12 protein-coding genes and 1 tRNA gene are annotated in these 13,295 nt (G+C 64.8%); 9 read left to right on the top strand and 4 right to left on the bottom strand.

Annotated elements, in window-relative coordinates; all coding sequences use genetic code 11:
* Window position 1 precedes the first annotated feature (1 nt).
* From RUH75_RS17325 to RUH75_RS17315, 3 genes are all read left to right on the top strand, one after another.
* Window positions 2-88, top strand: a tRNA-Tyr gene (locus tag RUH75_RS17325).
* Window positions 89-234: 146 nt separating this feature from the next.
* Window positions 235-2,526, top strand: a complete 2,292-nt coding sequence (locus tag RUH75_RS17320) for a glycoside hydrolase family 3 N-terminal domain-containing protein (RefSeq protein ID WP_313808342.1) — start codon at window positions 235-237, stop codon at window positions 2,524-2,526.
* Window positions 2,527-2,609: 83 nt separating this feature from the next.
* Window positions 2,610-4,490 carry an ABC-F family ATP-binding cassette domain-containing protein gene (locus RUH75_RS17315; protein WP_313808340.1) on the top strand — a complete coding sequence of 627 codons (1,881 nt, stop codon included), beginning with the start codon at window positions 2,610-2,612 and terminating at the stop codon, window positions 4,488-4,490.
* Between the two features lie 11 nt (window positions 4,491-4,501).
* Here RUH75_RS17315 and RUH75_RS17310 read toward each other — a convergent pair whose 3' ends face one another.
* Entirely contained in the window at window positions 4,502-5,596 is a 1,095-nt protein-coding gene (locus RUH75_RS17310; RefSeq protein ID WP_313808338.1) for an AI-2E family transporter, read from the bottom strand.
* Window positions 5,597-5,638: 42 nt separating this feature from the next.
* Entirely contained in the window at window positions 5,639-6,862 is a 1,224-nt protein-coding gene (locus tag RUH75_RS17305; RefSeq protein ID WP_313808336.1) for a cytochrome b/b6 domain-containing protein, read from the bottom strand.
* A 215-nt stretch (window positions 6,863-7,077) separates the two neighbouring features.
* Between RUH75_RS17305 and RUH75_RS17300 the strand changes: the two genes are divergently transcribed.
* A complete protein-coding gene (locus RUH75_RS17300; protein ID WP_313808334.1) occupies window positions 7,078-7,515 on the top strand; it encodes a thioesterase family protein in 438 nt (145 codons plus the stop codon).
* Window positions 7,516-7,518: 3 nt separating this feature from the next.
* Here the strand turns inward: RUH75_RS17300 and RUH75_RS17295 are convergent, their stop codons facing one another.
* Window positions 7,519-7,902, bottom strand: a complete 384-nt coding sequence (locus tag RUH75_RS17295) for a DUF983 domain-containing protein (RefSeq protein WP_313808332.1) — start codon at window positions 7,900-7,902, stop codon at window positions 7,519-7,521.
* A gap of 87 nt (window positions 7,903-7,989) precedes the next feature.
* Between RUH75_RS17295 and pabB the strand changes: the two genes are divergently transcribed.
* The 5 genes from pabB (at window position 7,990) to msrA (ending at window position 12,338) form a co-directional block, all read left to right on the top strand.
* Entirely contained in the window at window positions 7,990-9,165 is a 1,176-nt protein-coding gene (gene pabB, locus RUH75_RS17290) for an aminodeoxychorismate synthase component I (RefSeq protein WP_313808330.1), read from the top strand.
* Between the two features lie 24 nt (window positions 9,166-9,189).
* The gene (locus tag RUH75_RS17285; RefSeq protein WP_313808328.1) at window positions 9,190-9,813 is read left to right on the top strand and encodes an aminotransferase class IV; all 624 of its coding nucleotides are present in this window, start codon (window positions 9,190-9,192) and stop codon (window positions 9,811-9,813) included.
* Window positions 9,814-9,995: 182 nt separating this feature from the next.
* Window positions 9,996-11,198 carry a pyridoxal phosphate-dependent aminotransferase gene (locus tag RUH75_RS17280; RefSeq protein WP_313808326.1) on the top strand — a complete coding sequence of 401 codons (1,203 nt, stop codon included), beginning with the start codon at window positions 9,996-9,998 and terminating at the stop codon, window positions 11,196-11,198.
* Between the two features lie 314 nt (window positions 11,199-11,512).
* Window positions 11,513-11,680 carry a hypothetical protein gene (locus RUH75_RS17275; protein ID WP_313808324.1) on the top strand — a complete coding sequence of 56 codons (168 nt, stop codon included), beginning with the start codon at window positions 11,513-11,515 and terminating at the stop codon, window positions 11,678-11,680.
* Entirely contained in the window at window positions 11,667-12,338 is a 672-nt protein-coding gene (gene msrA, locus RUH75_RS17270; RefSeq protein ID WP_313808322.1) for a peptide-methionine (S)-S-oxide reductase MsrA, read from the top strand. The genes RUH75_RS17275 and msrA overlap by 14 nt, the downstream gene beginning before the upstream one ends.
* 235 nt (window positions 12,339-12,573) lie before the next feature.
* On the opposite strand, the gene infC is transcribed toward msrA, so the two are convergent.
* Entirely contained in the window at window positions 12,574-13,107 is a 534-nt protein-coding gene (infC, locus tag RUH75_RS17265; RefSeq protein WP_313808320.1) for a translation initiation factor IF-3, read from the bottom strand.
* Window positions 13,108-13,295 lie beyond the last annotated feature (188 nt).

Raw genomic sequence — 13,295 nt, 5'->3', positions numbered from 1 at the left:
TGGACAGGTGGCCGAGTGGTTAAAGGCAGCAGACTGTAAATCTGCCCGGGTTTCCCGTACGCTGGTTCGAATCCAGCCCTGTCCACCATCGCCCTCCTGCATGAGCGATTGCCGAAATATGCTGTTCGCCCCCGCATAAGCCACGGCCCGTCTTTCCCGGGACAGCGCGGGCTTTCCTTCGGCTATTAACCGGATAAGTCCCCATTCATCCGGAATCTGTTACGTTCCCCTTTGATGACCCCAATTCCTCCCGTAGCTCGTCGCGCCGTCCTGACCGCCGCCCTGACCGTCTTCCTGACCCTTCCGTTTCCCCGCCGTGTCTTGGCCGCGACGGAAGTGGAGCGCGTCGACGACCTCATCGCGCGCATGACGATCGAGGAAAAGGCCGGGCAGATGACCTGCCTTGCCGACAGTTTCCGTCCCTATAATCCGCCCAATCCGCAGGTCGGCATCCAGAATGAGAAGGATCTGGCCGATGAAATCCGCAAGGGACGCGTCGGTTGCCTGTTCAACGGCATCGGCGTCGCGGGGGCCCGCCGCGCGCAGGACATCGCGCTCAGGCAAAGCCGCCTCGGCATCCCCCTGCTGTTCGCGGGAGACGTTATCCACGGCCTCAAGACGATCTTCCCGGTGACCTTGGCCGAATCGGCGAGCTTCGACCCGTCCCTTGCCGAACGCACCGCCCGCGCCATGGCGGTAGAAGCGACGGCGGCAGGGCTGCACCTGACCTTCGCCCCGATGGTCGACGTCGCCCGCGACCAGCGCTGGGGCCGGGTGGTCGAGGGGGCAGGGGAGGACGTCATCCTCGGCAACCTCTTCGCCGCCGCCCGCGTGCGCGGCTTCCAGGGCCGTGATCTGCGTCGCGACGACTCCCTGCTTGCCTGCCCCAAGCATTTCGCCGCCTATGGCGCCGTTGCGGGCGGCCTGGAATATGGCAGCGTCGACATCAGCGACGAAACCCTGCGCGAAACCCACCTTCCGCCCTTCGGCGCGGCCTTTGCGGCGGGCGCCCTCACCACCATGGCCGCCTTCAGCGAGATCAACGGTGTCCCCGCCACCGCCGACCGCGACCTGCTCACCGACTTGCTGCGTGGCGAGATGAAGTTCCGCGGCTTCGTCTTTTCCGATTACACCGCCGACGAGGAACTGATCGCCCATGGCTATGCGGAGGATGAGCGCGACGCCGCCCGCCTCGCCATATTGGCGGGCGTCGACATGTCGATGCAGAGCGGCCTTTACATCCGCCACATCCCCGATCTGGTGAAGAGCGGCGCCGTGCCCATGGAGACGGTCGACGTCGCTGTCCGCCGCATCCTTTATGTGAAGACCGCCATCGGCCTGTTCGACAATCCCTGGCGCTCGCTCAACGAGGAAGTGGAGAAGAGCCGCATCTTCACCCCCGCCCATCGCGCGCTCGCCCGCGAAGCCGCGGTCCGCTCGGTCGTGCTGCTGCAAAATAATGGCATCCTCCCTCTCGATCCCGCCAAGGGCCAGAACATCGCCCTCATCGGCCCTTTCGGAGAGGACAGGGCCAATATCTACGGTCCCTGGGCCTTTTACGGCGACAAGGGCAAGGGCGTCGACATCGCCACCGGCCTGCGCGCGGCGATGCTCGATCCGGCGAAGCTGACCATCGCGCCGGGCAGCGGCATATTGCTGCCGATCGATGGCGGCATCGCCAAAGCCGTGGAAGCCGCCAAGGCCGCCGATATCGTCATCCTCGCCATAGGCGAATCGCAGGACATGTCCGGCGAAGCGCAATCCCGCACCGCCATCGAAATTCCTCCACCCCAGCAGGCCTTGGCCGAGGCAGTAGCCGCCACCGGCAAGCCCATGATCGTCCTGCTCCGCCACGGCCGCGCCCTTGCGCTGCATGACGGCGTCGCCAATGCGCAGGCAATCCTTGCGACATGGTTCCTCGGCTCCGAATCCGGCCACGCCATTGCAGACATCCTGTTCGGCAAGGAAAACCCCTCGGCCAAGCTGCCGGTCAGCTTCCCCTGGGAATCGGGGCAGGAACCCTTTTTCTACGATCGCAAGTCGACCGGCCGGCCGGTGATCGACAACCGCACCGAATATCGCTCGCGCTACGCCACCACCGACAACAGCGCCCGTTTCCCCTTCGGCCATGGCCTCAGCTATAGCGATTTCGTGCTGGATGATCTGAAGCTGTCCGACACGGCGCTCCGCTGGGATCGCGCCATCGAAGTCACCGCCCGCCTCACCAACAAAGGCTCGCGCAACGGCGCCGAGGTGGTGCAACTCTACATCCGCGACCGCGTCGCCAGCCGCACCCGCCCGATCCGCGAATTGAAACGCATCCAGCGCGTCACATTGGCCCCCGGCGAGAGCAGGACGGTCCGCTTCTCCCTTTCCCGCACCGACCTGCAATTTGTCGGCGCGGGCAGCAGGATCATCGCGGAACCCGGCCTGTTCGACCTCTGGCTGGGGCAGTCGTCCAATGGCGGCCTCCACAGCCAGTTCACGCTCTATGCGCCAGAGCCCGCGCCCACCCCGCCCAAATAACCCTCACCCCGCCTCCGCGGGGATGATGAAGCAGATGGACCACGCCGCTTGGCATCGCCCATCATCCCGCTTAAAGGCTCCCCATGCTTAACCTGAACGCCATCACCGTGCGCCTTGGCGGCCGCACCATCCTTGACCGCGCCAGTGCCGCGCTGCCGCCGCGCAGCCGCGTGGGCCTGATCGGCCGCAACGGCGCGGGCAAGTCCACGCTGATGAAGGTGATGATCGGCCAGCTCGACCCTGACGAAGGCTCCTGCGACATGCCCCGCGACACGCGCCTCGGCTACATCGCGCAGGAAGCCCCGTCGGGCACCGCCACCCCCTTCGACACGGTGCTGGCCGCCGACGGGGAACGCGCCGAACTCATGGCGGAGGCGGAACATACCGAAGACCCCGACCGCCTCGGCCATATCTATGAGCGCCTCAACGCCATCGACGCCTATACCGCCCCGGCCCGCGCCGCGCGCATCCTCGTCGGCCTCGGCTTTGACGAGGAGATGCAGGGGCGTCCGCTCGACAGCTATTCGGGCGGCTGGAAGATGCGCGTGGCGCTCGCCGCTTTGCTCTTCTCCAACCCTGAACTGCTGCTGCTCGACGAACCGTCGAACCATCTCGACCTTGAAGCGACGCTATGGCTGGAAAATTTCCTCAAAAGCTATCGCGGCACCGTCGTCGTCATCAGCCACGAACGCGACCTGCTCAATAATGTGGTGGACTATATCCTCCATCTGGAGGGCGGGAAGATCACCCTCTATCCCGGCGGCTACGACGCGTTCGAGCGCCAGCGCGCCGAACGCCTCGCCCAGCAGGAGGCCGCACGCGCCAAGCAGCAGGCAGAGCGGGAGAAATTGCAGGATTATGTCGCCCGCAACTCGGCCCGCGCCTCGACCGCGAAACAGGCCCAGTCCCGCGCCAAGGCGCTCGCCAGGATGCAGCCCATCGCGGCCGCCATCGAGGACCCGACGCTGCATTTCGGCTTTCCCAGCCCGCCCGAACTGCGCCCGCCGCTCATCACCATGGACATGGCGGCGGTCGGCTATGACGACACGCCTGTCCTCAAGCGCGTCAACCTGCGCATCGATCCCGACGACCGGCTGGCGCTGCTCGGCCGCAACGGCAATGGCAAGACAACGCTCGCCCGCCTGATCGCCGCGCAGCTGAAGCCGATGGAAGGCGCGATGAACGCCTCGGCCAAGATGAATGTCGGCTATTTCACCCAATATCAGGTGGAGGAACTGGACGTCACCGACACGCCGCTCGAACATATGAGCCGGGTGATGAAGGGGGCCACCCCCGCCGCCGTCCGCGCGCAACTCGGCCGCTTCGGCTTTTCGGGCGAGCGCGCCACGCAGAAGGTCGGCTCCATGTCGGGCGGGGAGCGGGCACGACTGGCGCTCGCGCTCATCACCCGCGACGCGCCGCATCTCCTCATCCTCGACGAACCGACCAACCACCTGGACGTCGACAGCCGCGAGGCGCTGGTGCAGGCGCTCAACGACTATTCCGGCGCGGTGGTGATCGTCTCGCACGACCGCCACATGATCGAGCTGGTGGCCGACCGGCTGGTGCTGGTCGACAACGGCACGGCGCAACCCTTTGACGGCAGCCTGGAGGATTATACCGACATCATCCTGCGCAAGGCCGACGGCAACGGCAGCAATGGCGGTGGGGGCGGCGACGCCCCGAAAATCGACCGCAAGGCGGAAAAGCGCAACGCCGCCGAATGGCGCGAAAGGCAGAAGACGGCGAAGAACGCCGTCACCAAGGCCGAAAAGGAAATGGCGAGCCTCAGCGCCGAGCGCAGCCGCATCGATCAGGCGCTGTTCGACCCCAAATCCGCCGCCAGCGCGGAGGCGAAGATGACCATGACGCAGCTCATGGTGAAGCGCGCTGAGGTCGAAAAGAAGCTGGAAGCGGTCGAGGAAGTCTGGATGGAAGCCAGCGCGGCGCTGGAGGAATTATAGGACGCGGACATTTATTCCGTCAGCGGCCCTTCCAGCCCGTCAACCCCGCTCCGCATCCGCGTCACGATATTCCACGTCGCGATGAACAGCGCCGCGATCACCGGCCCGATGATGATGCCGTTGAAGCCGAACAGATCGATCCCGCCCAGGGTCGTGATCAGCACCACATAGTCCGGTATCCGCGTTTCCCGCCCCACCAGGATCGGACGCAGGATATTATCCACCATGCCGATCACGAACATCCCGCAAAAGGCGAGGATCAGGCCTTTCACCACAGCCCCGGTCACGAACAGATAGATCGCCACCGGCACCCAGATAAGGCCGGTTCCCACCGCCGGGATCAGCGAAAACGCCCCCATCAGCACGCCCCACAGCAGCGCGCCCGGCAGCCCCAATGCCCAGAACACCACCCCGCCGATCACGCCCTGAACGATGGCAACCACGATGCTGCCCTTGATCGTCGCCCGCGTCACAATGACGAACTGCTCCATCAGCGCCCGGCGATAAGCGGTGCGCATCGGCGCCGCCCGATCCACCATGGCGGCCAGCCGCGGCCCGTCCCGCAGCAGGAAGAAGGTCAGATACAGCATCACGCCCAGCGCCATCAGGAAGCTGAACGCGCTTTGTCCGATCTGTAACGCCTGCGCCGCGACCGTGCGGAAGCTCGACGCTATGCCTTCGCCCAGCATTTCGCGCACGGCATCGAAATTGGTGATCCCCAACCGCGCGAGAAACGCCGCCGCCCAACTCGGCAGGCTCGCCTGGAACTGCTCGAACATCGCCGCGAAGTTGATCTCGCCCGACTGCACCTTGGCGTAGAAGATCGTCGCTTCCTGAACCAGCGCCATGGCCAGGATGATCGCCGGCACGATCACCAGCGCGATGATCAGCAACAGCGTCAGCGCCGCCGATCTGTTCCGCCGCCGGGGCATCATCTCCAGCAGCGCCTGATTGACCGGCGCAAAGAGGATGGCGGCGATCACGCCCCACAGGATCGCGGCGAAAAACGGTTCGACCACCAGCGCGAAGGCGACCGAAACCACCAGGACGAAACCCAGGAAAACCCCGTCCTCTATGCGCGCGGCTGGCGATGATATGCTGTCCATGACGCCGCTTTGGCAGAAGTCCTGATGTAAATCTATTGCCGCTTATTCCGCTTTGGCACTGAAGCCGAAATTCACGGCCACCTTGGGATCAAGCCCGCTGCCGCTCTCGCCATTGCCCAGGCCGAAGGGCGCGCGGGCAATGGTGGCCGACCCCGAAACCTTCCGCGCCTTGCCCGTGCCTGACAAGGTGAAACGGATGCTCTGCGGCTTGCTCACGCCCTTCAGCGTCAGCGTGCCTGCCGCCCGATAGCTGTTCGCCCCTGTCTTTTCCGCGCCCTTCGCCGTGAAGACCGCCCCGGGATGCGCCGCGACGTCGAAAAACTCGTCTCCCGCCAGCATCCCGTCCTTGTAGCTGTCGCCGACGCTGGCGCTCGCCAGATCGATCTCGACACGAATATCGGCGCTGTCGGGATGGTCCGGGTCCATCACGATCTTCGCCGTCCATCGGGAAAAGCCGCCGCTGATCGTCTCGCCGCCATTGCCCACCGAAAAGCCGATCGTCCCGCCCGGCTGCACGGCCCAAGCAGGCGGCGGCCCCACCGGCTCTGCAATCGCCACGGCATTCTCCGCTTCGACCGGCGCCGCGCCATTGTCCACCGCTTCCACGACATTGGCAGGCGCTTCTTCCTCGACCGCAACCGGCGCGGTCGGCGCCGCCGCGGCCTTGGGCGCAGGCGCTGGCAAAATGACGCGCCCCAGCACGAAAGCCAGCGCGATCGAAGCAGGCAGGGCCACCAGCAACACCGACGATCGCCCCGGAATCATCCGCCACAACAGCCCGTCCCGTATCAGGAAATGATGCCGCAATGCGCCCGCCACATGCAGCACGAACAGAGCGATGCCGACCCACGCCAGCAGGCCATGCGCGGCAGAGGCCGGATCATTGGCGCTCATCGGCAGGGGCAGATGGGGCAGGGGGATCAGGCCGAAGATCAGCGTCGGCACCTTCACCTTGGCCGTCGACACCAGCGCCCAGCCAGTCAGCGGCGCGCCCAGCATGAACAGATAGAGCCCCGCATGCACCGCCTTGGCGAGCGCCCCTTGCCAGCCGCCCTCGACCGGCGCCGGCCGCGGCTTCCAGTAACGCACCGCCACTCGCGCCAATGTCAGCGCCAATATCGTCATCCCGATCGACTTGTGCATCTGAAACAGCATAAAGCCCCGCGCGCCCAGATCCTCCAGAGCCCACCCCACGGCGATCTGAAAGGCCAGCAGGGCCGCGATCGCCCAATGCAGGAAAATGGCAATCCGACTATAGCGCTGCATGAAAACCCCGTGTCCGAAATCCAGTGCGGGACGCTATGCTGCACCTGCGCCCAAGTCCATGGCCGCAGCTGGAAACGATCCGTTACCGGGCCAAAACAATCGCCTTCGCACCTGTGTCAAAAAGGTCGCAGTCCGATCAATTTCGACCCGAAGATTGCATCCCCGCCGCGACGGGCTAAGAGCATAGGAAAAACAGGACATATGGAAAGCAGGACATGGCCAAACCCGAATCCTGGCGCCTTAGCCCGGAAGCCTATCGTTTCGTTACCAGCATCGATACCCGCTTCCAGGACATCGACACGATGGGCCACATCAACAATGTGGCGATCTCCGGGATATTCGAAACCGCCCGCATCCGCTTCCACCACCATCTGGGACGCCATCCGCAGGAACAGGGCGTGCGCTGGATGGTCGCCAATGTGAACCTCAACTTCGTCGAGGAAGCGCATTTCCCCTATCCGTTCGAAGTGCATTGCGCGATCGGCCATATCGGCCGGACCAGCTGGACCATCAGCTCCGCCGGCTTTCAGAAGGGCGCGTGCGTCGCCACCTGCGACACCACGGTCGTGACCCACGGGTCGGAAGGCCGCCGCAGCATCGAAGAAACGCTGCGCGAGGCCATGGAACGCAACTTCATCATCCGCCCCGAATAAGGCTCAGCGGAAACCGTCCATGCGGCGGTTCCACTGAAAGGCGATGACCGCCGCCTTGGCCGGCTGGATCATCGCCACCGCCAGCAGGATCGCCAGCCCCGGCCACAGCAGCGCCTGCACGCCCAGCGGGATCGCCAGCTCCGCATTCACCTCGATCATCAGCGGCACCAATATGTGCCCCAGCAGCAAGATCACGATATAGGCAGGGAAATCATCGGCGCGCGAGCAATCCCACGCCTGTCCGCAATGCCCGCAGGCCGGGCTGGGCTTCAGGAAGCGCGCGAACATGCGTCCTTCGCCGCAGGCCGGACAGCGCCCCCGCAGCGCCAGTGCCAATGCCGGCCGCAGCGGCCGTGCCGCGTCATCCCTGGTCAAACCGTCGCTCATGATCGCAATGCCCTATGGCCGATACCCGGCCCGCGCAACAGACTCTTAGACCTTCCGCCCGAAGCAAAGCCTGTTAAGAGGGCCGCCATGCGCCTTCCGGGACCGACCGAAGCCTTTGCCCTGTTCGATGACGCCCGCACCCGCGGCTCGGCGCCCGCGCGCCTGTATCGCGACCCGGTGTCGGTCATCGCCGCGCATCGGCTGGCGGAGGTTCAGCCCGCGCTCGACCGCCTCGCCGAAGCGACGGAGGCGGGCCTGCACGCGGCCGGGTTCATCGCCTATGAAGCGGGCCTCGCGCTGGAGGACCGCCTTCATCCGCTTGCCGAGCGCCACCGGGCGGACAGGCCGAAAACCCCGCTGCTCTGGTTCGGTCTGTTCGAAGGGGTGCGCCTGATCGAGCCCGGGGCCATGCCCGGCCTGCTGCCCGACCCGGCGTCGGCCCGCGTGGACCGGCTCCAGCCGCTGATCGATGAGGCCGCCTACCGCGCCGCCTTCGTCCGGGTGCAGGACTATATTCGCGCGGGCGACATCTATCAGGTCAATCTCACCTTTCCCTGCGCCGCCCGGTTTTCGGGCGACCTCATGGCCCTTTATGCCGCCCTCCGCCCGCGCCAGCAGGCGGGTTACGGCGGCGTGCTGCGCACCGGCGACCACGCCATCCTCTCTTTCTCGCCCGAACTTTTCTTCACCAGCGTCCGCGGCCAGCTGACCGCCCGTCCGATGAAGGGCACCGCGCCCCGCGACGTCGATCCCGCCCGTGACGCCGACCTCGCGCGCTGGCTGGAACAGGACGTCAAGCAGCGCGCGGAAAATCTCATGATCGTCGACCTGCTGCGCAACGACCTGTCGCGCGTCTCCCGCGCCGGCACGGTCACGGTGCCCGATCTGTTCAAGGTCGAAACCTATCCCACCGTCCACCAGATGGTGTCGACCGTCCGCGCCCGCCTGCTCCCCGGCCTCTCGCCGGTCGACGTGCTGCGCGTCCTCTTCCCCTGCGGATCGATCACCGGCGCGCCCAAGGTCCGCGCCATGGAGATCATCGACGCGGTCGAAGCCTTCCCGCGCGGCGTCTATACCGGCTCGATGGGCTGGATCGATCCGGAGGGCGATGCTGCCTTCAATGTTGCCATCCGCACCATTTGCGTCGAAGAAGGTAGCAGGGAAGGGCGCCTGGGTCTGGGATCGGGCATCGTCGCGGATTCGGAAGCCGATTCCGAATGGGCGGAATGTCTGGCCAAGGGGCGCTTCCTCGCACCGGCTTGAGCGCAAGGGATTCACAGGGTTTTCATGGCATTGGCTGACGGACGGTTCGATCTGCTCGAAACCATGGCCTTCGATCCGGTCGAGGGCATCAGATTGCTGGAACTGCATCTGGAACGGCTGAAGGCCAGCGCGGAGGCGCTCGATTTCGCCTTTGATCGCCATGACGTGCGCAATGAGCTTCAGGCCGCGACCTTCCGCCTGCGCGACCGCAGCCGCCTGCGCCTGCTGGTGTCGCGCCGGGGCTCCGTCGCCATCGAGGTGCGCGAACATCGCACCTGGCCGCAGGCGATCATGCAGGTGGCGCTCGTTCCCCGCAACGCGACCGCCGCCAACGCGCGCCTCGCGCACAAGACCACCGACCGCTCGGTCTATCGCGACGCATTGAAACGCGGCGGCACCTATGAAGTGGTGATGACCGATGAGTATGGCTATCTGACCGAAGGCAGCTTCTCCTCCATATTCGTGGAACGTGGCGACAAGCTGCTGACCCCGCCGCTCTCGCGCGGCCTGCTCCCCGGCGTGCTGCGCCGCAGCCTGATCGACATGGGGGAGGCGATCGAAGAAGACCTGCGCCCCCGCGATCTGGAAGAGGGCTTCTTCATCGGCAACGCCGCGCGCGGCATGGTGGCGGCGGCGCTGGCCCGCTGACATCATAATCTGCCGTTACGGCCAGCCGAGGCCAACTGGCGGTTGCCCCTTCTTTCGTTGCACATTAAGGAGCCACGCGTCCGCTTCATCGCGGATCTAGGGATTCTTTAATTGTGCCGCGATTTCCGAGCCAGCGGGCGATCCCGCCCGCTTCGAAATCGCTCTGGAGAAAGACAGTCACCATGAGCCAGACTTCCGCTGCCCTCGGTCGCATCCAGCCCTCCGCCACACTGGCGATGAGCGCGCGCGTGAATGCCCTCAAAGCCGAAGGCGTGGACGTTATTGGCCTCTCCGCCGGCGAACCGGACTTCGACACGCCCGACTTCGTGAAGGAAGCGGGGATCGAGGCGATTCGCAAGAACCTCACACGCTACACCGACGTCGACGGCACCGCCGACGTCAAGGACGCCGTCGCCTTCAAGTTCAAGCGCGACAATGGCCTGATCTACAAACGCAGCCAGATCAGCGTGAACTCGGGCGGCAAGCACACCCTGTTCAACGCGCTGGTCGCGACCGTCGACGTGGGCGATGAGGTCATCATCCCGGCGCCCTATTGGGTCAGCTATCCCGATATCGTGAACTTCGCGGGCGGCACGCCGGTCTTCGTCGAAGGCCCCGCCAGCCAGGGTTACAAGATCACCGCCGCCCAGCTGGAAGCCGCGATCACGCCGCGTACCAAATGGGTCATGCTGAACTCGCCCTCCAATCCCAGCGGAGCGGCCTATTCGGCGGCGGAGCTGAAGGAACTGGGCGAGGTGCTGCTGCGCCATCCGCATGTGCTGGTGATGACCGACGACATGTATGAACATGTCTGGTACGCGCCGACCCCCTTCGCTACCGTCGCGCAGGTCTGTCCGGACCTCTACGACCGCACGCTGACGGTGAACGGCTGCTCCAAGGCCTTCTCCATGACCGGTTGGCGCATCGGTTTCGCCGGCGGCCCGGAATGGATCATCAAGGCGATGGGCAAGCTCCAGTCGCAGTCGACCAGCAACCCCTGCTCGATCAGCCAGGCCGCCGCTGCCGCCGCGCTGACCGGCCCGCAGGACTTCCTCGAAGAACGCAATGCCGCCTTCAAGAAGCGCCGCGACATGGTCGTCGCCATGCTGAACGACGCGCCGGGCCTTGACTGCCCGACCCCGGAAGGCGCCTTCTACGTCTATCCCGACGCCAGCGGCCTGATCGGCAAGACCACCCCCAAGGGTGAGGTCATCACCAGCGACGAAGCGCTGATCGGCTATTTCCTGGACGAAGCGAAGGTCGCGGCCGTCCACGGCGCGGCCTTCGGCCTCTCGCCTGCCTTCCGCATCAGCTACGCCACCTCGGAAGAAGTGCTGCGCAAGGCCTGCACCCGCATCCAGGAAGCCTGCGCCGCCCTGAAGTGATCCGCTAAATCCTCCCCATCGCAGATGGGGAGGGGGGCCAGCCACAGGCTGGTGGAGGGGCAGGGCCGGACGCAACGCCGGCCTTCCCTCAATCATAAAATCCGGGAACGGAATTTTTCCCCCGCGCCGTCTTGCAGATTGAGCATGGGGTTCTATATCCCGTTGCGAACCGAAACTGGCTTTGCCTCCGTCATCCATCGCCCCACGGGGCGCGTTGGTCGAAACTGCTGCGACGCAGCGTTCGTTGGGGACTAAGCCGCGCGACATTCATTGCCGCTCCGACAGGGGCCGAAGCGACCGAAAGGAAGAACGCCGTGGTGGCCTTCTTGAAATCCGACCTGTTCCTGCGCTTTCTTGGCGGGTTCGTGATCGGCGCCATCGGCGTTTTCACGTTCCAGCCGAATGACGACCGCCCGGCACTCACCAGTCCCGCCATGGCCGCCTCGGCCCCGGCTTCGGCCGCGGATAATGCGGCGCTCTGACGGCCTTGCCCTTGTCGTGCTGGCGGCCTTGGCCGTCGCTTCCCCGCTGCGCGCCGAACGTCCGGTCCTCGCGCCCGTCGCGGCTGTCGACGCTACCCCCGGCGGCAAGCTTGAGACGGCGGTTTTCGCAGGCGGCTGCTATTGGGGCGTGGAAGGCGTCTTTTCGCACGTAAAGGGCGTTCATCTGGCGGTGTCCGGCTTCGCCGGCGGCCCGCGCGCCCGCAAGGTCGACTATGAGCGCGTCAGCCAGGGCGACACAGGCTTTGCCGAGTCCGTCCGCGTCACCTACGACCCCAGGCAGGTCAGCTATGGCACGCTGCTGCGCATCTTCTTTTCGGTGATCGCCGATCCCACCACGCTCAACTATCAGGGGCCGGATCACGGCACCCAATATCGCAGCGCGCTCTTCCCGCTGAACGCAGGGCAGGAAAAGGCGGCGAAAGCCTATCTCGTCCAACTCGGCCAATCCGGCCTCTGGCGCGATCCCATCGTCACCCGCATCGAACGCTTCACCGGCTTCCAGGACGCGGACAGCGATCACCAGAACTTCCTGACGAAGAACCCACGCCATCCCTATATCCAACGCTGGGACGCGCCCAAGCTCGCTGCTTTGAAGGCGATGTTTCCCGCCCTTTATCGGGACAAACCCTCGGCCTGAATCATAGTGGCTATAGGGGTGGGAAGCGGACCTTATAATCGTCATCCCAGCATAGGCTGGGATTTTCAGGCGATAGGGCACAACCCAGCCTCACGAGATTCCAGCCTACGCTGGGATGACGTGCCGATAATGCGCTTCTGCCCGCCTGCCGCCATTCATCCGCTTCAGAAAGGCCTCGGGCGGAGCCTGTCGCCAGACCCCGCCCGATCAGCGTAGCTGTAAAGCCAAGAAATCCTTATTTCGGCGCCAGCACCATCAGCATCTGGCGGCCTTCCATGCGCGGATAGGCTTCGACCTTGGCGATCTCACCGACATTTTCCGCCACGCGCTGGAGCAGCTGCATGCCGAGTTGCTGGTGCGACAATTCACGGCCGCGGAACCGCAGGGTGATCTTCACCTTGTCGCCCTCGCCGATGAAATCATGGACCTTCTTCATCTTCGTATCATAGTCATGATCGTCGATGTTCGGACGCATCTTGATCTCTTTGAGTTCCTGCGTCTTCTGGGTCTTGCGGGCGATATTCGCCTTTTTCTGGGCTTCGTACTTATACTTGCCGATGTCCAGGAACTTGCAGACCGGCGGATCGGCGGTGGGCGACACTTCGACCAGGTCCAGCCCGATCTCATAAGCGCGCTCAATCGCCTCCTGCGTAAACATCACGCCCAGATTTTCGCCTTCGTCGTCGATCACGCGCACCTTTGGCACGGTGATGAACTCATTGTAACGGGGACCGGACTTAGGCGGCGGCGCCATCGGGCGGCGCATCATTGGGGGACGTATAGCAGCTTCTCCTACGGTAGTTCAAACAACGACTCTGGCGGCCCTTTAGAGCATTTTGAAGTCAGCTGGAACAGCTGACGGCTACCAAAATGCGGCAAAAGACAAACTAGAGCATGATCCGATTCAAATCCGAGCAAGCTCTAGCGCAAAGCCGAAAGGGGCGGCAAGTCCACAGT

It is taken from the genome of Sphingobium sp. (genome assembly GCF_032153725.1).
Lineage (GTDB): Bacteria > Pseudomonadota > Alphaproteobacteria > Sphingomonadales > Sphingomonadaceae > Sphingobium.
The sequence above is the reverse complement of the archived record's forward strand: the minus strand, read 5'-3'. Positions and strand labels throughout refer to the sequence as shown.